Here is a 20,964-nt window from a genome sequence, read left to right as displayed (position 1 = left end):
TCTTTCGGACTTTCCGGCTTTACAGACTTTCGGACTTAATAATTATCTTTATCGCAAACCCAATTATAAAACATGCCGTATCAAAACAAGAGATCAACGTATGCCCCCTTCATTCTGATCTTTGTTATCGTTAAAATCGGTTTAAATTTACTGGCCATCTCGCACTTCGGCTTTCATCGTGATGAGTTGCTGCACCTTGTGCTAGCCGATCACCTGGATTGGGGTTACAAGGAGGTGCCGCCATTTATTGCAGTTGTAGCAAAAGCCAGTTCAGTTCTTTTTGGCGACTCTGTTTTTGCGGCACGGGTCTTCCCTACCCTCTGCAGTGGATTGATCATTTGGTTTACCGGCTTAATTACCGTTGAGTTGGGGGGCAAAAAGTTTGCTGTTGCGCTGGCTTGCCTGGCAATGATATTTTCGCCGGCCTTTGCTGCCAGTGGTTACCTTTTTCAGCCGGTAGTTTTCGACCAGCTTTGGTGGGTGATGGCGGTTTGGATGCTCACCAAATATTGTAATACCTCATCCGTTAAATACCTGTACTTCCTCGGTTTAGTTGTTGGTTTCGGCCTGTTGACCAAGTATACTATGGCATTTTTCACCTTTGCGCTCATCATAGGCCTGGTGTTTAGTAAAAACCGTAAGTTACTTTTGAATAAGCACATCATCGGCGCTGCATTGCTGGCCCTGCTTATTTTCCTGCCAAACCTTATATGGCAGCTTCAACATCATTTGCCGGTGATTACCCATATGAAAAATCTAAGGGAGCAGCAGTTGGATTTTATCAAGCCATCAGATTTTATTAAACAACAATTATTGGTGAATGGCATAGCGTTATTTGTTTGGTTAACCGGTTTTGTTTTTCTACTGTTCTCATTCAGGCTGCATAAATTTCAATTCCTGGCAATTGCATTTGTGTTGATATTTACCTTTTTGCTGGTAATGAATGGCAAGGCCTACTACCTGTTTGGCGCATACCCAATGTTATTTGCCGCTGGTGGATTTGGGTTTGAGCGATGGCTAAAAACAACCGGTTACGCGTTGCGCGGTTTTGTGCTGATTTTGTTCACTATTCCAAATTTGATCTTCTTCCCGCTGGTGCTACCCATATTACCCTTAAATAAAACCCTGGCGGTGTTTACTTATGATCGTAACCATATTCCGTTTTTAGATTTTGCAACCACCTGGGAGGATCATAAGCAACATGCCACCACACAGGATTATGCCGACATGTTTGGCTGGGATGAAATGACCGCTAGCGTAGCGCAGGCGTGGAAAAGCCTTACGCCGGAGCAACAAAAACACACCCAGATCTACGCCGATAATTACGGCGAGGCCGGTGCGCTGCATCATTTCGGCAAACTGTATAACCTGCCCGACGTAATTTCCCTGAATAGCAGCTTTACCCTTTGGGCTCCTGATAGCCTGAATGCACAATACATAATTTACGTTGACGACCAGGGCGGCGGTAACATCAAAACATTCGCGTCACACCTGGAAAGTTATCGTAAAGTTGGGGAAGTAAAAAATCCGCTTGCAGTTGAAAAGGGAACAGGGATCTTTATTTTGGTCCACCCCGGGCCGGAATTAAACGACAGGTACAGCAAGGAACTTGCGGTAAAGAGATTGGAATAACGGCCTGATTAGTGATGCCTATTAATTCAACTTCTTATTCACTATCCTATCCGAATAGTCCTGGATAAACGCTTTACAATTCAATAAGCCCTTATCCATTTCAGCAGTATGCGGTGCATCGGCTAAGTTTTTTTCAAGTCCCTTATCGTTGGCGGCGAATATCCCGGTAATCTTTTTCCCATCAAACAGGTAAATATAATTTCCCTCCATGTATTGATAAATATTACCGGTTGAATTGATAACTCTTGGTGGCTCTGTTGGCAAATTGGCCACCAGGCTCCTCCCCCACGATCTGAATGGCTTATTGTACCCGATTAGGCTAACCAGCGATGGGTAAATGTCCATCTGTTGGGCAAAATCAGTTCTTACTCCCTTTAATGCGTATGCCTTGTTTGCGCTATAAAACAATATCGGCACAGCAAAGCGGTTAACCTGCTTGCTGTATTCAGGATAATACGTTTGATTGGTATGATCCGCCGTGATCACAAATATGGTGTTGTTATACCATGGCTGCGTTTTGGCGTAGTTAAAAAATTGACGCAGGGCATTATCTGAATATTGAACACATTTGTCAATGGCCAAAGGTCCGCCTTTAAAACGCGGTTTATATTTTTCGGGGATCTGGAATGGATCGTGTGATGACAAGGTAAATAGTGTAGCCATAAAAGGCTGCTTTTGTGTGCCAAGCGTTTTACCTACGAATTGAAAGAAAGGCTCATCCCAAATCCCCCAGATTCCGTCAAAATCTTTTTCGTTATTGTATTCCGTCCTTCCGTAGTAATTCTTCATCCCCAAAATACTGCCAAAGCCCTCAAAGCCCATCGAGCCATTAGCTGCACCATGAAAAAACGATGTCTCATAGCCCATGCTATTACAGATGGATACCAGCGACTGAATTTTCTGCTTTGCATATGGCGACGACGTAAACGCTGTTTGAAACGACGGGATCCCAGCCAATACAGACGACACAGCATGAATGGACTGCCGCCCATTTGCATAGGCATTGGTAAAAATTAAGCTGCTGTCTGACAATGAATCCAAAAATGGCGTATAAGATTTAAAGTTGGGAATATTAGTGTTCCGGTTCATACTACCCCAAAACTCACGAGCCATACTCTCACAAATAATAATCACAATGTTTGGTTTAACAGCGGGATTGCTATTGTACTGCTTTATGGGTTTGAGGTTCGCATTGATGTAAGCCTCATTCGTCCAGTGTTCAATTTTAAAGCTATTGCTGCTTAGTGTTCTGAATATTGCAAATGGCGTGTTGAGGATAATATCGCCCTGGTTGGGGATGGTAACATGCTTATAAGCATCAACCATATTGATTGGCCTGGTGCTGTGCTTAAAGTCGCCCCTTATACCACCTACAACCAGCGTCATGATCAGTAAGACTGCAACTACTGATGATATAAAATACGTCTTCGGTTTTACCATGGGCGTGGGCTTAACTTTTACGCGGTAGTACAACCACGCCCATGCTATGCAACAAAGTATATAAATGATAATTACATACCAATAGGCCCAGGTAAAGTGCTCGAATAACGCCTTTTTATTACTCTCATCAGAAAGCAGGTCGAGCGTAGCCTTAGTAGAACGTACCTGGCTGAATCGGTAATAAATTATGTCGATAAAATTGGTGGCGTAGAAGAACAGGTTGGTAACAAGGTATAGAATACCAAGCCCCTTTTGATACCTGGCCTGCGTATTAATCCACAGCGGGAGAATACTCAGGATTATAAAAAGGCTATTGACATACAACAATGCAGTTGTATCGAATGCAAGCCCATAATAGCATAACTTTAATAAAGTCGAAAGGTCATCAACAGCGAAAAGATTGGTGTTAAATGCAAAGAATAATACCCTGCTGATGAAGTAGAATAAGTACCCAAGCAATAATCTATATAAAAGCGCCTTGTATTCAGCCAGTCGAAAAGTGTTATTCATTAAACGCAACGTGTTTATCTATCCCGATTTGACCGGGATAATTGATGGTGAGGTCCCTACCGCAAGAACCACAATTAACTCTGTGTAAAAACAGTGTTAATTTAAAACACGAAAATACTAAAAAACAGTTTTTATTATACTGATTGTTCCTCTACTCTGCCCAACTTCGACAAATATGACATCAGGACAACTTGTTGGTGTCGGGGAGTTAATTAATTAAAGTTAGGTTACATCTTTTGGCCGACTGAGAGCTCATGAAACCGGTAGAAGATATCGACATAATTCCATCATAATTTATCCATCTGCCTCTTTCTATTGAAAAATCTGCCAATGCCTTATGCGTCATTCTCATAGTTGTTTTTACCGGATTTTTATCAAACGGAGTGCTAAAGTATCCCGATACATATTCCTCAATATCGTACTTAACTGTTACTACGTGTTCGTTCTCAACATCGTCTATTTTTACAATTGTAATAATATTCCTTCTATGTGAGCTATCACAGATAAAGCTCTGATCCGTTGAAAGGAAGTGAACATCAGCTGACCACGTATCACCAACTCTTACCGGCCTGCCAGGCAACTCAAAAAATGTTGCTATCAAATTTTTCTGATCGTTCTTTGTATAAAAGCTTTCTATTGTACCATCTTCACGTATTGCACCACGTAATACAACACCTCCCATTGTAGCCATCATAAGTTTTAATGCTTTGCCCATTTCACCTGTATCGGCTGTTGTTTGAGCCGCCGGCTGATCCCCTGCCTTCATTTCTATATCAATCACATTTTTTGAGTTCTTCTTCAGGTGAGTCACAAAATTAGACAGGTTGGTTGCCTGGCGAAGCTGCTTAATCATTTTTTTTATTTCTGCGCTATTTACATCACTTCCTAACAATTTATCAAACCCGTCTATGGAAAAATCTTTACTATGTGCTGTGTCGATCTCATCCATGGTTGTCTTATAAGAAATCACCTCACCGGGCTTTAGCTTCCATTTCAACATAACCGGATCATTACTTTGAGAAAACGCAGGGCAAATCACAAAGATTAAACAAATTAGAAGGAGGTATTTAAATACTGACATTCATTTAGGATTTGGTTAAATATAGACAATTCTCATCCAATTAAATGTTGTAATGTGCTTATAAAATAAAGGTAACAGTCTGTCTAAGCGACAGATCAATTGCAGTTTTCCTTTATAATATCAGCAGCGCGCTTATTTCCAAGCGCCAGCGCCTTTTGAAAATCAGCACAAGCTCCTGGTTTATCATTTTCATCCAGTTTCATGGCACCGCGACTTAAATAAGCATCGCTGTTTTTGGGATTCAGCGTGATACACATATTGAAATCTTCTCCGGCTTCTTTATATTGTCTTAATAAGCTTTCATTAGTTGCGCGGTATAACAAAGCAAGCTCAAACAAAGGCCTTAACTTTATAGCGCTATTAAAAGCATCGATAGCGCCGGGGTTATCATTCATGGCGCCTTTTGATATGCCGATATTGAAATAAATATCGGCGTTACCAGGGTCTAGTTCAAGTGCTTTGTTAAAATCGAGAAGAGCTTCCTGGAAATCACCCATCCTGTTTTTCACGCCGCCACGGTTAAGGAAAGTTTTTGCAGCATGCTGGTCTATGGCAATTGATTTGTTATAATCTTCCAGCGCTCCCTTGTCATCGCCCAGCAAAAATTTTGAATATCCCCTGTTATCAAATGCCGCCGAAGAATTGGGATTGGCAGTTATAAATTTTGAATAGTCTTCGATTGATCCGTTAAGGTCTTTCAAGTGATATTTTACTAACCCCCTGTATAAATAGACTCTACTATAGCCGGGATTGGCCATTGCACATGAATCATATTCACTAAGTGCAGTCTTGTAATTTCCGGAAACCTCTTTGTTATATCCTTTTTGAAATAAATGAAACGCAACACTAGTATCTCCCTGGCAAAACGCAGCAGAACAAGCCGACAAAAAAATAACGGCGGCAATCAAAAGTTTAAACATGGGGTAAATATAAGACGGCGGAAAATAATCTAAAACACCCACACTCCTTAACTACCCAACTTTAACATTTTTTAACCAGATATCGCGTTAATGATATCGTATTGTGTGATGATCTCGATCTCTCCGTTGTCTTCAACCAGCACGGCAATGTTATCCTTGTTGATCATAGCTGAAATTTTGTCTATTGAAGTAGTAAGATCGACAAACGGAAACGGTGCTGTGGTAATGTTTTTTACGGGTTGAGATTTAATGGACGGATTTTCTATCAAAGAATTTAAAATATCACTCTCGGTTATCTTACCTATCACCATACCTTTTTGTGTAACCGGGATCTGCGAGATATTGAGCGATTTAATAGTATTGATGGCCTCCAGCACCGATTTTTCGCAATCGATGGTAACAATCTGTTGATTTTCCTTTTTCTGGATGATGTCGCGTGCGGTCAGCTTGCCGTCCTTCAAAAATCCGCGATCGCGCAGCCAGTCGTCGTTATACATTTTGCCGAGGTAGCGGGTGCCGTGGTCCGGGAAGATCACAACCACTACATCGCCTTCCTTAAACTTATCCTTCATCTGTAGTACGCCTGCAATTGCCGAGCCTGTTGAGTTCCCCGCAAAGATGCCCTCCTTACGCGCAATTTCGCGGGTCATTAATGCAGCATCCTTATCGGTTACCTTTTCAAAGTGATCTATCAGGTTGAAATCCACGTTTTGCGGTAAAAAATCTTCACCAATACCTTCGGTAATGTATGGGTAGATCTCGTTCTTGTCCATAACCCCGGTTTCCTTGTATTTTTTGAACACTGAACCATAGGTATCAATCCCCAATACCTGTATTGCAGGGTTCTTTTCCTTCAAATACCTGGCGATTCCCGAAATAGTACCGCCAGTGCCCACCCCTGCTACAAGGTGTGTAATTTTGCCCTCAGTCTGCTCCCAGATCTCCGGGCCTGTAGATTCATAATGCGCTTGTGAATTTGATAGGTTATCGTACTGGTTAGGTTTCCACGAATTAGGCACCTCACGCTCCAACCGCGACGAAACTGAGTAATATGAACGTGAATCCTCCGGATCAACATTGGTCGGGCAAACAATTACCTCGGCGCCAAAAGCCCGCAAGGCATCAAATTTCTCTTTCGACTGCTTATCGGTACTGGTAAAAATACATTTGTATCCTTTTATAACTGCTGCAATAGCCAACCCCATACCGGTATTTCCGGATGTGCCTTCAATAATGGTTCCGCCCGGCTTAAGCTTGCCGCTTTTTTCGGCATCCTCAATCATTTTAAGCGCCATTCGGTCCTTGATAGAGTTACCGGGGTTAGTGGTTTCTATCTTAGCCAAAACAGTAGCAGGAATATCCTTTGTTACCTTATTTAATCTCACCATTGGCGTATTGCCAACGGTTTCCAGTATATTATTGTACCACATAATTTAAATTCTACTAATTTAGTATAGAAACCGATTAGGACTCAAAATTAGCTTTATGTTGTGATATATTCTTCAGAAACATATTAAAAAACAGTCCCTTATTTAAAGATTCAGCTAGTCGCAAATGCGGATTCCCTCAAGGAGATAATTACTTTGTATTTTGGATAGCTGGTGGTTCTCTTAATCTCTTTTATATCATTTTACAATTAAGCAATTATTCATTTACTTATAGTTAACATATATTTCATATATCATTGCTAATATTTTTATAATATACTGACTATAAGTAACTTATTTTTATAATATACCCTGTATATTGTTTCAACCACGTGGTTATTCATAACATCTGGTTTATTTTTCTCTAACATTTATACCGTTGCTTTGACATTAATTATTGGTCAACTTAACGTATAACTATGGAAAAAATGTACAACCTGAATTTGCGGGCATTTATTAAATTAAAACATAAAGCCGCCCGGTTTATGCTGTTAATTATGCTTTTTGCAATAAATGCATCAGCGCAGCAATCTCAAAGAGTAATTAATGGAACGATTACGGATGACAAAAATTTACCATTACCTGGTGTTACAATAGCTGCAAAAGGTTCCGGTAAAAGCGCATCAAGTGATGTAAACGGGAAATTCTCAATCCAGGTTAACGGAAATGACGATGTGATCCGTTTTACTTTTTTAGGATTTGTAACGCAGGAAATACCTGCAGGCACTACCAATCCGCTGAATGTTACTTTAATACCAGACACCAAACAGTTGAAAGACGTTGTAGTAATTGGTTACGGCACTTCAAGCCGTAAGGATGTTACAGGTGCCATCACCTCGTTAAAATCCGAAGATTTTAACCTTGGTGTAATAACAACTCCGGCAGAACTGTTGCAGGGGAAGGTAGCGGGTTTAAACGTCACAAAAAGCGGCGACCCTAATAAACAACCTGCTACTATTTTAAGAGGGCCTTCAACCCTGCGCGAAGGCGGTGCACAAGAACCTTTTTATGTTATTGATGGAGTACCGGGTGCTTCAATTGATCTGCTTGCACCGGATGACATTGAAAGTATTGACGTGTTAAAAGATGCTTCCTCAACAGCTATCTATGGTTCAAGGGCTGCAAACGGCGTAATTATAGTTACCACCAAAAGAGCAAAACCCGGGCAAACAAGGCTCAACTACAGCGCTTATGTGGCAATGGAAAAGGTATCGAAAAAAATCGATATGCTGACTGGCGATGAACTGCGCAAATATTTAAGCGACAACGGCGTAAAGCCTCTTACCAAGCCAACTGACGATGATGGGTCAAATACTAACTGGCAAAACCTGGTAGAACGGACAGGCTACTCACAAAACCATAATTTATCATATGGTGGGGCATCAAAAAGCGCGGAGTATGGTGCAAGCGTTAACTATTTAAAAAATAACGGGGTTTTAATAAACACTGGCCTTGAGCGCACCATTTTCAGGGGATATATTAACCAGCGTTTTTTTAATGATAAACTGAAACTGGGCATTACTTTAACAAATAGTACTACCAATAGCAATGACATTCCGCAAGGAAGTAATATGCCATACGGCATGCCGCAGGGAAATGTAATATCCGGCATGTTATTCTATTTACCTACGGTAAGCCCTTTTAACCCTGATGGCAGCTACAAGGAAAACTATACAAGGACCGGAAGCGGGCCATTAAACCCGCTATCGCTGGCAAATAATAACTTTATTAAAACCAACGATGCTAAAACTTTAATTAATGGAATTGCACAGGTTGATATTTTACCAGGCTTAAGGTTTACACTTACCGGGTCAACCCAAAAAGATCAAAATAACATTAACGCGTACGAAAACAGTGCATCTGGCCTGGCAGTTGGTGCGAATGGAGTAGCTAACAGAAGTGCATATTTAAATACCAGCCAGGTATTTGAGTCGTATTTTAATTACGACAAGGATTTTGGCCAGCACAGCATTAAGCTATTAGCCGGATATTCTTATCAGCAGGATAGAACCAATGATGGTTTTGGTTTGCAGACTCAAAATTTTTCAAATGACAATTTAACCTATAATAATTTGTCCTTGTCAAATCCTTCCTCACTTGCGCAAATAATTTTTAATCCTAATGTGATATCAACATTGAGGCTAATATCTTACTATGGCCGTGTTCAATACCAGTTCACCGACAAGTATTTGTTCCAGGCATCCTTAAGGGACGATGGTTCGTCGGCATTTGGTATAAATAAACGTTATGGTTTGTTCCCCGCTGTATCTGCCGGATGGCGGATCATCAACGAAAAATTTATGGAAAGCGTGCCTGTGGTTAGCGACTTAAAACTACGGGCTGGTTACGGGGTATCAGGTAATAGTTTAGGGTTTAATGCGTTCTCGGCATTATTAATTTATGGAACTCCTCCAGGGAACAGTAAGTTCTTATACAACGGCAATATAACCAACGCTTTAGGGCCGGTACGAAATGACAACCGGGATTTAAAGTGGGAAAGTACTGCAACAACCAATATTGGTTTAGACTTTGGTATACTAAAAAACCGTATTACGGGCTCGGTTGATTATTACATTAAAAAAACTTCCGATCTGATCTATGATCAATACCTGGTATCGACCACCCAATTTTTTGTGCCCACAATCACGGCAAATGTTGGCAAAATAAAAAACAGCGGTATTGAAGTAGTGTTAAATGCTGTACCGGTAAAAACTTCGGCGTTTACATGGAAAACTTCATTTAATATCTCGCACAACAAAAACGTTGTTGAAACCTTATCCAACACATTATATGCAACGCCTTATATCCAAACAGCACAATTAGGTGGTAAAGGGCAGTCAGGAAACTATAGCCAGATTGTTCAACCCGGAGATGCTTTGGGAACTTTTTATTTATGGCATTACGTGGGTAAAAATGCTGCCGGAGTAAGTACTTATCAAAATGCTTCCGGGCAGGTAATTGCCACCCAGCCTTTAACTACCGATCAAAGGGTAGCTGGGAATGCCCAGCCAGACTTTATATATGGCTGGACCAATAGCTTTTTCTACAAAAACTTTGATCTTAACTTTTTAATCAGGGGTGTTTGGGGAAACAAGATCCTGAATGCTACGCTGGCTTCACTTAATAACCCTGCCGATTCAAAAATACAAAACATCCCAAGGTTCACCCTCGGTGAATCATTTAATGACATTAACGGCTATTTAATATCTGATCGCTTTTTAGAAAGCGGATCATACTTACGCCTTGATAACGCAACGCTTGGCTATACTATTAAACCAAAGATCCAGGCTATCAAAAGCATCCGCCTGTATTTATCAGCCAATAATATTTTTGTAATTACCAAATACAGGGGCATTGATCCGGAAGTTAATATAGGCGGATTAACCCCCGGTATTGATAACCAAAATTATTACCCGCGTATCCGTACGTTCATTTTTGGTTTAAACACATCATTTTAATTAAACTTTAACGCAACAGAGATGAAAAGAATAACAATATATTTAGCGGTGGTTGCAGCGATAATCACCATAAACTCCTGTAAAAAATTAGATGTGCCCGTTGAATCTCAATATGTAAAATCTAATTTCCCGGTGACCCAGGCAGATTATATTGCCTTATTAGGTACAATGTATTCCAACTTATCTTCAAATTATGCGGTGCCCTACTGGCGTATGCAGGAACTGTCAACTGATGAGGCTATCATCCCTGCAAGGGATGGCAACTATGATGATGGCGGCCAATACAGGCAGCTTCATTATCACACCTGGACTTTTGACCATCCAAACGTTATAGGCGTATGGCAATGGGGCTTTGGTGGTATTAATAACTGTAACCGCCTACTTAACCTGGTTAAAGCCTCAGGATCAAGTGCAGCTTTAAAAACTTCAGGTATTGCCGAAATTACTGCAATGCGCGACTTGTATTACTTTTTTATGATGGACCTGTATGGTAATATACCCATTATCAACACTTTTCCAGTAAATGATCTGCCATCAACTCAATCAAGGGCCAATGTATTTAAGTTTATAGAGACGGATCTGTTAAGTGTTATCCAACAGCTCCCGTCCAAATCAAGTGTTGCGGCAACCAACGTTTTGCAATACGGGCGCCCTACTAAAGAAATGGCATTTGCCCTACTTGAAAAAATGTACCTGAATGCAGAAGTATACACCGGAACACAACGTTATAATGATGCTGTAGCTATGGCTGACAGCGTTATGAAGAATCAGAATTACAGCCTTGATGCAAAGTACCGAGATATATTTTTGCCAAACAACGGGCCGCAGATAAAAGAGACTGTATTTGCAATTCCTTATGATCAGCAAATCCCGGGTAACCAATTTACCAGGTTTGGATTCTTTTATTATTTATCGTCATATTATGGCATGAATGTAGGTTTGAGCATTGCCATGAGCACAACGCATGAATTTTATAACAGGTTTAATTTACCGGGCGACACAAGGACTAATACCTGGCTGGTGGGGCCGCAATATTTACCTGATGGCAATGGCGGCTATACTTCGCAACCTGCTTATTACCCGGGTACAACTACACAAATAGTTATTACCCCAGACCTTGTACTCGTACCTCCAAAACCAATGGACGTAGGCAATACCATCGCAAGCCAGTCTGAGGGGATCCGGTCAATGAAGTATTATCCTGACCCAGCCATTATCCAGGCAACGCGTTTAAATGGTAATGATGTGCCGGTATTCAGGTTAGCTGATGTTATGCTGATGAAAGCCGAAGCCATATTAAGAGGAGCTACTGCTACATCTGTAAATGGCCAGCTGCAAACACCTTTATATTTGGTTAATCAGGTCAGGGTTCGCGCAGGCGCGGCACCGGCTGCTTCGGTTGATCTGCCGTCATTACTTGATGAGCGGGCGAGGGAACTTTCATGGGAGGCCTGGCGCAGGAATGACTTGATCCGTTTCGGGCAGTTTGAAGTTGATTATCCCCTGGCCAATGATCCGCTTTCAATGAATAAAGATGTAAGGAGAAGGCTTTACCCAATTCCATCAACCGAAATTAAACTTAATCCTAAATTAACTCAAAATCCGGGCTATTAATTTATTTTTTATGATCAGGTTATTTCTAAGCACTTTAGCCATAGTATCTCTGCCGTTTATGGCAGGGATACCTAACGTTGACGATCTCCCTATAAACCACGTCCAGGTAATTGGTTCACATAACAGCTATAAACAATCTATTGATCCGGTTCTGTTTAAATTTATACAGCAAAAAGACTCGGTTGGGTCAAAAAAAATAGATTATAGTCATATCACGTTATCACAGCAATTAGATCTTGGGTTGCTGGATCTTGAAATTGATATTTATGCCGACACAAAAGGCGGTAAATATGCCCATCCAAAAGGACTTACCTGGGCTCCCGGACAGGCCCCCTTTGATAAAGAAGGAGTAATGAATGAACCTGGGTTTAAAGTATTGCATATCCAGGATATTGATTTCAGAAGTAACTGCTTAACCTTTAAACAATGTTTGAGGGAGCTTAGGCAATGGTCTGATAACCATAAAGATCATGAAGTAATTTTCGTTACAATGAATGCGAAGGATGAGCGCATGAAAAAACCATACTATACGGTTCCTGAACAATTTAACAGTGCAATTTTTGATCAGCTGGACCAGGCGCTTGTAGAAAACCTGGGAAGGGAGAACCTTATTACCCCGGATGATGTAAGAGGAAAATATAAAACCCTGCAAAGCGCAGTTTTACATGGCAACTGGCCCAAGGTAAAACAGGCAAAAGGTAAATTTATATTTGTACTGGATGAGGTGGGAAGAAAAAGGGCAGCTTATATAGCAGGGCACCCTTCGTTAAAGAAACGGATTCTTTTTACCGATTCCGAACCCGGTACGCCAGAATCTGCAATACACATAATGAATAACCCTAAAAAGGATCTTTATAAAATAAAGGCACTCGTAAAAAAGGGATATATAATCCGTACCCGGGCTGATAGTGATACCGAAGAGGCAAGGAATAATGACAAATCAACATTTGAGGCAGCGATAGCCTCCGATGCGCAGATCATCACTACCGATTACTATCAAAAAAGCACACATTTTAAATCAGATTATGTGGTTAGTTTTACTGATGGCACATACTTTCGTCCGAATCCTTTGTTTAAGTAAACATAAAAAACAAAGCCTGTGCTCTCGATTGAGTACAGGCTTTTTAATAACCAGGGATCGTATTTAATGGGGCAGTGAATTAAAAAATCAAATGCTTCACAGTTAATCCATTATTTATCAACTGCTTTAACGATTCGATTCCAATCTTCAAGTGTGTTTCCACATATTGCTCGGTTACACTGGAGTCGCTTTCGGCTGTTTTAACACCTTCAGGAATCATTGGCTGGTCAGACACCAGGAGTAGCGCCCCGGTTGGGATTTTGTTGGCGAAGCCAGTGGTAAAAACTGTAGCTGTTTCCATGTCCACAGCCATGGCCCTTAGTTTTTTCAAATACTTTTTAAACTCTTTGTCATGCTCCCAAACCCGGCGATTGGTGGTGTAACAGGTACCGGTAAAGTAATCGCGTCCAAAGTCGCGTATGGTAGTTGATATGGCCTTCTGTAAGGCGAAGGCAGGCAGGGCGGGCACTTCGGCAGGCATGTAATCATTTGATGTACCCTCGCCTCTTATGGCTGCAATCGGCAGCACCAGGTCGCCCACGTTATTCTTCTTCTTTAACCCACCGCATTTCCCTAAAAATATAACTGCTTTAGGCTTTACGGCTGTCAGCAGATCCATTATAGTGGCAGCCACAGAACTACCCATTCCAAAGTTGATGATGGTTATGCCGTTAGCCGTAACACTTTGCATTGGTTTATCGATACCCAAAATTGGCGCGTTATCATTCCACTGCGAAAACAGCTGAATGTATTTTGAAAAATTGGTAAGAATAATGTATTGGCCGAAATCAGCCAGCGGCCTGCCGGTATACCGCGGCAGCCAGTTGGTAACAATACCCTCCTTGGTTTTCAAACCCGGCGTAACGGGTGAGTGGATCTCCTTTGCCTTCTTCGCGTCAACTGCGGGCTGGTCTTTTTTTACATCTAATTGTTCGTTCATAGTAATGTGTATATATTAGTCTCCCATCGGGGGCCACGGGTTTATACAACAAACCCCGGCGTTAACCAGGGCTTGTGTTGTTTCGTTAAATATAAGTACTGGTAGTGTGCTCTTTATTAAGCCACTTTTAATTTTTTAATGTCTGATTTTTCAAATTTCTCCAAAGCATAGTCCAGCGTCACATTCAGTCGCTTGATATCCTTCTTCGACGGAAACTCAAACATCGCGTCGATCATGATCGCCTCGCATATTGACCGCAGACCACGTGCGCCAAGCTTAAACTCAACTGCCTTATCAACAATAAAGTCAAGCACCTCATTTTCAAACTCCAGCTTTACACCTTCGTACTCAAACAATTTTTTATACTGTTTAAGTAATGAATTTTTGGGCTCGGTTAAAATATTGTGCAATGCCTCGCGGTCAAGGGGGTTTAAGTAAGTAAGCACCGGCAAGCGGCCAATCAGCTCAGGGATCAACCCAAATGATTTTAAATCTTGTGGTGTAATATACTTGTACAGGTTTTTCAGGTCAACTTCTCCGTCGTTCCCTTTAAGCTTATACCCTACTGTTTGTGTGCGTAAACGGTTTGCTATTTTCTTGTCTATCCCGTCAAAAGCACCGCCGCATATAAACAATATGTTATTGGTATTAACGGTTATCATTTTCTGATCAGGATGCTTACGTCCTCCCTGCGGCGGTACGTTAACATTGGTACCTTCCAGTATCTTCAATAAAGCTTGCTGAACACCTTCACCCGATACATCCCGCGTAATAGAAGCATTGTCGCTCTTACGGGCTATCTTATCCACCTCATCAATGTAAACAATCCCGCGCTCGGCAGTAGCCACATCATAATCAGCAGATTGCAGCAAGCGGGTCAGTATGCTTTCAACATCCTCTCCTACATAGCCAGCCTCTGTCAGCACAGTAGCATCGCAAATGCAAAAGGGAACGTTCAAGATCTTAGCAAGGGTTTTTGCAAGCAGGGTTTTACCGGTACCGGTTTCGCCTACCATAATGATGTTCGACTTTTCAATCTCCACATCATCCTTTTCAACCCTTTGATTTAAGCGTTTGTAATGGTTGTAGACTGCAACGGCTAAGATCTTTTTAGCGTCATCCTGGCCAATAACATATTGGTCGAGGTGAGTTTTTATTTCGGCTGGCTTTAAAACTGATGGTGCCGACGGCGATGTTTTCACCTTCCGTACCTTTAATTCTTCGGCCAGTATTTCGTTAGCCTGGTTAACGCATTTATCGCAGATATGTGCGTCTAATCCCGCTATCAGCATCAGGGAGTCTTGTTTACCTGCACCACAAAACGAACACCTGATCTCCTTGCTGTTTTTATTCATTGCGAAATATTTTATTAAACAAATTTACGAATTTGATATGATATTAACAAAGTAAGAAGCCCTTAGCGCACAACCTTAAGTTCTGGAACCTGGCTGCAAGCTAAGGACTTAATACAGAACCTAATTAGGACTTCTTTGTTTTGTTACCTCTCAAAATTTCGTCAACCATACCAAATTCCTTGGCTTCTTCTGCTATCATCCAGTAGTCACGGTCTGAAGCATCCCAAACCTTCTGGTATGGTGCACCGCTATGATCAGCGATGATCTGGTATAATTCTTTCTTCAACTTGGTGATCTCGTGGTAGGTGATCTCGATATCAGATTGCTGACCCTGCGCACCGCCCGATGGCTGGTGGATCATTACCCTTGAGTGCGGCAAGGCCGCCCTTTTTCCTTCGGTACCAGCAACTAATAATACAGCAGCCATTGATGCTGCCATACCTGTACAAATGGTTGCAACGTCGTTCGAGATCAGCTGCATAGTATCATAGATCCCTAAACCTGCATAAACCGAACCGCCTGGTGAGTTGATATAGATCTGGATATCGCGTTTGTTATCTGCCGACTGCAGGAATAATAACTGCGCCTGGATAACATTGGCCATTCCTTCATATATAGCTTCGCCCATAAAAATGATGCGGTCCATCATCAAACGTGAAAACACGTCAAGTTGAGAAACATTTAGCTGCCGCTCTTCAATAATATATGGGGTCATGCCGGTAAAGCCCGCGCCTGTTGCAATTCCTGAGGGGCCTGCGTTTCTTTCAACGCCTGTTATAAATCTATCTACGTGTAAACTGTTAATGCGATGATGCTTAACAGCGTATTTCCGAAATTCATTCTTATCGATATTACTGCTCATGATTTTTTTGTTAAATGTGCGGGTTTTAATCGCGATAAATATAGTTGTTACTTAAATACTTTTTGTAACAGAAAGTTTTTTGAAAGTAAATTTATTTGGTGGAGGAAGTCCGGAAGTCCGAAAGACCGAAAAGACCGGAAGAAAAAATAACAAGCCGGCAATGTCACTATAATCAGCAAGAGGCTATTCCATAGCGATGGGTTTGAAACCCATCGCTATAAAAGCAATATTGCAAGAATATAAAAGTCCGAAAACAGAAGCTATTCTCCCACTTTCGGACTCTTAAGTATTTCAAGTCATTATTTCCGTCTTACGGGCTTTACTGACTTTCGGACTTTCCCGACTTACGCAGCAAACTGTTTCGTGAAATCGGTATAAAGAATTTCCTTTTGTTCTAACGTAACAACGCTTTTTATATAATCGAATACCCTTAAGGCTTTAACCTCTTCGAAGATCTTGTTGGCGTTTTCCTTGCTTTGTAAGTACTGAACAGTATATTGTCCCAATTGCTCTTCAGCTATTCCCTGCGGACTGTACATTTTAAACTGTTGTTCTAAACGTAATTTTGCAAGCTGGAAAACATCTTCGTATTTGATCTCGATCTCGTTTGCTGTGATGATCTTGTTTTCTATCAGTGTCCATTTAAGGTTTTTCGCAAAATCTGCATATCCACCGGTTAGTTCTTCCTCAGAAAGCTTTTCGTTGGTTACCTTCAACCAGCGCTTTAAAAACTCGTCAGGCAATTCGAAATTAACCTTTCCTAAACTGTATTGATAGATATCATCCTGCAATTTGCGTTCAGAATCCTGCAGCATCATGGTTTCAATTTCCTCTGTGATCTTAGCGGTAAATTCTGCTTCGGTGGTTACTACACCTTCACCAAATAATTTGTCAAAGAACTCCTGGTTCAGATCACCTTCCTCTAAGCGGTTAACATTTTTAACTGTTAGGCGGAAAGTTGATTTCAGATCTGCTGCTGTTTCTTCGTCAATCTTTAATAAGCCTGCAACCTTAGCTGCGTCGTTATCAAAAGCCTTCTGAATATCCAGCGTTACCTCATCTCCTTTTTTCAAGCCGATCAATGATTTTTTTATTTTCTCATCCTTGATCTGATCCAAACGTACAGATGCGGTATTGGTAATTCCATCCTCAAAAACAGAACCATCAGGCGAAAGTTGAACTAAATCAGAGTAAAGCACATCATCGTCTGCCGATACGTCAGGATTTGTCATTTTGCCATAGCTTCTACGGATATTTTTTATACGGGCAGCCAGCGTTTCGTCATCAACTTTGATAATGTATTGCGTTATTTTATCCTTTGATGAAAAGTCGATACTGAAATCAGGAGCCAAACCAACTTCGTAGTTAAATTCAAAGTTATCGGCGAAATCCCAGTTGTACTCCTTCTCGTCACCCTCTTTTGGCAAAGGCTGACCTAACACCTGAATTTTCTCGTCTTCCAGGTATTTGTTCAAAGTATCAGAAAGCAAATTGTTGATCTCGTCAACCAAAATGCTTTTTCCATACATTCTTTTTATGTGTGATGCAGGCACCATTCCCGGGCGGAACCCTGGGATTTTTGCTTTTTTTGCCTGATCCTTAATGGCCTTCTCAACGCGTGGCTGATAGTCTTCGGGATTAATATTGATCTTTACAACTGCATTCAGGTTATCAATCTTTTCCTGTGAAATATTCATCTTTTAAAGGTATTTAAACTTAAATTTTATGTGCCGGCACCTGTAAAAAAACACAGAAATAATTGCGCCTGCTTTTGGAGGGGCAAAGGTAGGAAAAAAGTCCCGAAATTCGAAAAGTCAGTAAAGTCGGTAGTGTATCAGTTTTTAAATTAATCTTATAAGGGCGCTACCCAGAAAAAAATCTCTAGGAGTCCTTTTTCCATGGTCGGCGGCTGGCTTATTTATTATTTGTCGGTGCTTTTTTCTTTGCTTACGCGAAAAAGCAAAATGGTATAAGCAGGCAGTATAAAAATAAGTGGAAAAGTAAGTTTGAAAGGAGTTAAATTATCACAAAATACATACTCAACGCCATTTACAAGCATAATGCTTAAAGCAAATGCAACAAAGGCTAAAAAATATTTCCTCGATTTGGTCATATATTTCAAGTTTTTTCCCTGAAGCTAATATAGCCTTTTATTACAATACCTCCAACTTACAAATCCAGCAATATCAGAAGGACCTGATATTTCCCAGTGGCTTTCCAGTTATCTGGACCGGAATCATTTAGTCCACAATAAATTAAATACGTTAATTAATCACCTTATTATGAATAGCCTTTATAGTTCTGAGATAGGCATATACCGATTTCAGATCGCTCTCTGTCATTCCGCTATAGTCATACCATGGCATTACAGTTACCAGTTTTGCCGCGGCGGGGTTAAGTTTCTTAGAAGAATCGGTGAAGGACTTGAACCGCTCAACAAAGGCCTCTCTCGACCAGCTACCTATCCCCGTATTTTTATCAGGGGTGATGTTGGCTGAATAGACAGGCTTGCCATCTATTTTGAATTCATGCCCGCCGGCAAATTCCAGTCCGGCTTTAGGCTTCCCCTGTTTGTCCTGCGTATGGCACTGCATACAAGCGGCTGAGCGCACAATATACTCGCCATATTTAATGGTATCAGCGGGTGATGGCAATTTACTCAAAGTGGCCTTTTGCGGCATAGTATGCACCAATATATTTAAAGGAAAATCGAGAACTCCCCTTGCATAATCAACTTTTATAGGTTTCAAGGTGCGCAAATAAGCAATTACCGAATACACATCCTCCCTATCCATTTTAGAGAAATAAGGCCAGGGCATCAGCGGAAATATTGCAGAGCCATCTTTGCGTTCACCGGTTGTTATCGCACGGAAGATCTCGCCGTCAGTCCAGTCTTTCAATTTATATGGTGTGATATTGGGCACCGGTACTTTGCCGGGAAACCCTTCACTGGCGTCAAAAACATTCCCGCCGCCGCCAAGGCTACTTGCCGATATGGCCCCAACAGGTTTCGACCAGTCGCGCTTCGAATGACAGTCCATACACATGTTTACATGGTTTGCCAGGTACTCACCACGGGCAATCCGCTGCGAGGTTAATTCTACTTTAATATCCTCAGGTGCGCCCACATTTGGCAGGGCCAAAGTAATGTAGGAAACTGCAATAACTACAACAAGAATAATTGTGATCACCGTATATAACAGTATCTTCCTGATTTTTTTCATTTAACGGTTTGGTTGAACCGTAAACATAAAAATAATTTTATAAAAATCAAACAGTCAACACATTACCACACCAAACCCCCAGTGCTGTGTCCCCACAGCATACCGCTTAAAAGTCCGGGCTTCACAAATCAATAGGCAGCATCATTCACTTCAACCCTATAGCCATCCGGATCTTTAAAATAAATTTGCTTTACACCATCGGCCCTCTCCACAAAGCTCCAGTCATTATCTTCAGCCCCACCAAACTTTATATTTTCTTTCTTTAATACCTGGATAAAATCAGCCAGCGATTGCACACTAAATGCAATATGATTATTTTGAGCAACGGTTAACTGATCCTTTTTGCTCTCTATCAAATGCAGCTGCATATACTTGCCCATTTTTAGCCACTTAACCCGCTGTCCGGCTACCGGGATCTTAGTGGTGTCCAGGTGAAATAGCTTGCGGTAAAAGGCCGCGCTTTTGTCAACATCACTTACATACAGGGAAACGTGATTAAATGCGGCATAGGGCTTTTGGGCCAAACCAATTTTGGTTATCAATAGCAAGGCAAGTATCAGCAGCGTTTGTTTTTTCATTAGTCAGTATTTAGGGATCGCAATATAATTATTTATGCCTGCCAAAATCACGCAAAAAAAGCCGCCCCTTTCGGGGCAGCTTCCGGTTGTATTTAAAACATAATTAATTGCCTTTTTCTACAGACGCACCGTCCGATTTGTTGGTATTAACACTCGACGGGTTACCGTAATATTTTAATGACGCACCATCACTACCACTGAAATTAAGCGTATTCAAAACGTTCACTTCGCCGAATGATCCGTCGGATGCCTTAACTGAACTTGTTCCGCTTATAAAACCTTTGGCGTACACTTTGGCGCCATCACTTATTTGGATATCGTTTGATGAAGCCTGGCCGGTTAAGGTTAATTCAGAAGCATCACTTGCATGTGTATTTACGTGCTTGGCTGTTAGGTCTATGGTAATCCTGCCACCGTCAGAAAGATGGAGGGTAATGTCTTGGGCATTTAATTTGCCGTCGGCAACAATTTCAGCTGCGTCTGATGCCTTTAAGCCGTCAAGTACATGTACAGGTACCTTAATAACTATTACGCCGCTGCTGCAAAAATTCTTCCTGGTATAAATATGCAGCCTGCCACCTTCAACAGAGGTCCTGATAAATTTAATAATGTTATCATCCGCAGTAATATTTAAGGTTGATGAACTTGAACTGTCCTGTTTAATGATAACCTTAAATGAGTCGGAAACTTCAACTGCGGTATAGCCATCAACCTTGCGGTTCTCGGTAATTTGGTTTCCAGATCCTCTTATGCAATGCATCCGGCATGCTGATAAAGTGCCCAGGCCGGTAATGGCAACTAATCCCAATATTGCAAAATGTAGCTTTTTCATGATTTTTATT

15 protein-coding genes are annotated in these 20,964 nt (G+C 41.3%); 4 read left to right on the top strand and 11 right to left on the bottom strand.

The window, feature by feature from the left end; genetic code table 11:
• The first annotated feature begins 72 nt into the window (after positions 1-72).
• Positions 73-1,632, top strand: coding sequence for an ArnT family glycosyltransferase (locus KXD93_RS19795; protein ID WP_258139083.1), 1,560 nt, complete (start codon positions 73-75; stop codon positions 1,630-1,632).
• A 21-nt stretch (positions 1,633-1,653) separates the two neighbouring features.
• Here KXD93_RS19795 and KXD93_RS19790 read toward each other — a convergent pair whose 3' ends face one another.
• The 4 genes from KXD93_RS19790 to KXD93_RS19775 form a co-directional block, all read right to left on the bottom strand.
• The gene (locus KXD93_RS19790) at positions 1,654-3,582 is read right to left on the bottom strand and encodes an LTA synthase family protein (RefSeq protein WP_258139082.1); all 1,929 of its coding nucleotides are present in this window, start codon (positions 3,580-3,582) and stop codon (positions 1,654-1,656) included.
• 208 nt (positions 3,583-3,790) lie between these two features.
• Positions 3,791-4,663, bottom strand: coding sequence for a hypothetical protein (locus tag KXD93_RS19785; RefSeq protein WP_258139081.1), 873 nt, complete (start codon positions 4,661-4,663; stop codon positions 3,791-3,793).
• A 95-nt stretch (positions 4,664-4,758) separates the two neighbouring features.
• Positions 4,759-5,583 (bottom strand): tetratricopeptide repeat protein, encoded by an 825-nt coding sequence (locus tag KXD93_RS19780; protein ID WP_258139080.1) that lies wholly within the window; start codon positions 5,581-5,583, stop codon positions 4,759-4,761.
• Between the two features lie 71 nt (positions 5,584-5,654).
• Positions 5,655-7,013, bottom strand: coding sequence for a pyridoxal-phosphate dependent enzyme (locus tag KXD93_RS19775; RefSeq protein WP_258139079.1), 1,359 nt, complete (start codon positions 7,011-7,013; stop codon positions 5,655-5,657).
• A 416-nt stretch (positions 7,014-7,429) separates the two neighbouring features.
• Between KXD93_RS19775 and KXD93_RS19770 the strand changes: the two genes are divergently transcribed.
• Genes KXD93_RS19770 through KXD93_RS19760 form a run of 3 tightly spaced genes read left to right on the top strand, consistent with a single transcriptional unit; the run spans position 7,430 to position 13,163 of the window.
• Positions 7,430-10,468 (top strand): SusC/RagA family TonB-linked outer membrane protein, encoded by a 3,039-nt coding sequence (locus tag KXD93_RS19770; RefSeq protein WP_258139078.1) that lies wholly within the window; start codon positions 7,430-7,432, stop codon positions 10,466-10,468.
• Between the two features lie 21 nt (positions 10,469-10,489).
• Complete coding sequence (locus tag KXD93_RS19765; RefSeq protein ID WP_258139077.1) at positions 10,490-12,082, top strand: RagB/SusD family nutrient uptake outer membrane protein; 1,593 nt, start codon at positions 10,490-10,492, stop codon at positions 12,080-12,082.
• 10 nt (positions 12,083-12,092) lie between these two features.
• On the top strand, positions 12,093-13,163 hold the full coding sequence (locus KXD93_RS19760; RefSeq protein ID WP_258139076.1) for a phosphatidylinositol-specific phospholipase C1-like protein: 1,071 nt from the start codon (positions 12,093-12,095) through the stop codon (positions 13,161-13,163).
• A 79-nt stretch (positions 13,164-13,242) separates the two neighbouring features.
• Here the strand turns inward: KXD93_RS19760 and KXD93_RS19755 are convergent, their stop codons facing one another.
• The 7 genes from KXD93_RS19755 to KXD93_RS19725 all read right to left on the bottom strand — a co-directional run bounded on the left by KXD93_RS19755 (position 13,243) and on the right by KXD93_RS19725 (position 20,954).
• Positions 13,243-14,103 carry an AMP nucleosidase gene (locus KXD93_RS19755; protein WP_258139075.1) on the bottom strand — a complete coding sequence of 287 codons (861 nt, stop codon included), beginning with the start codon at positions 14,101-14,103 and terminating at the stop codon, positions 13,243-13,245.
• A 116-nt stretch (positions 14,104-14,219) separates the two neighbouring features.
• Positions 14,220-15,458, bottom strand: coding sequence for an ATP-dependent Clp protease ATP-binding subunit ClpX (clpX, locus tag KXD93_RS19750; protein WP_258139074.1), 1,239 nt, complete (start codon positions 15,456-15,458; stop codon positions 14,220-14,222).
• Positions 15,459-15,582: 124 nt separating this feature from the next.
• The gene (locus tag KXD93_RS19745; protein ID WP_258139073.1) at positions 15,583-16,320 is read right to left on the bottom strand and encodes an ATP-dependent Clp protease proteolytic subunit; all 738 of its coding nucleotides are present in this window, start codon (positions 16,318-16,320) and stop codon (positions 15,583-15,585) included.
• Positions 16,321-16,664: 344 nt separating this feature from the next.
• Entirely contained in the window at positions 16,665-18,017 is a 1,353-nt protein-coding gene (gene tig / locus KXD93_RS19740) for a trigger factor (RefSeq protein ID WP_258139072.1), read from the bottom strand.
• A gap of 567 nt (positions 18,018-18,584) precedes the next feature.
• On the bottom strand, positions 18,585-19,544 hold the full coding sequence (locus tag KXD93_RS19735) for a c-type cytochrome (RefSeq protein ID WP_258139071.1): 960 nt from the start codon (positions 19,542-19,544) through the stop codon (positions 18,585-18,587).
• A gap of 128 nt (positions 19,545-19,672) precedes the next feature.
• Positions 19,673-20,122: a VOC family protein gene (locus tag KXD93_RS19730; protein WP_258139070.1), complete on the bottom strand. Its 450-nt coding sequence runs from the start codon at positions 20,120-20,122 to the stop codon at positions 19,673-19,675.
• Between the two features lie 103 nt (positions 20,123-20,225).
• Positions 20,226-20,954: a head GIN domain-containing protein gene (locus KXD93_RS19725; RefSeq protein WP_258139069.1), complete on the bottom strand. Its 729-nt coding sequence runs from the start codon at positions 20,952-20,954 to the stop codon at positions 20,226-20,228.
• Between the last annotated feature and the right edge of the window lie 10 nt (positions 20,955-20,964).

Source organism: Mucilaginibacter phenanthrenivorans (assembly GCF_024721155.1).
Lineage (GTDB): Bacteria > Bacteroidota > Bacteroidia > Sphingobacteriales > Sphingobacteriaceae > Mucilaginibacter > Mucilaginibacter phenanthrenivorans.
This window is presented reverse-complemented; position numbering and strand designations above follow the sequence as displayed.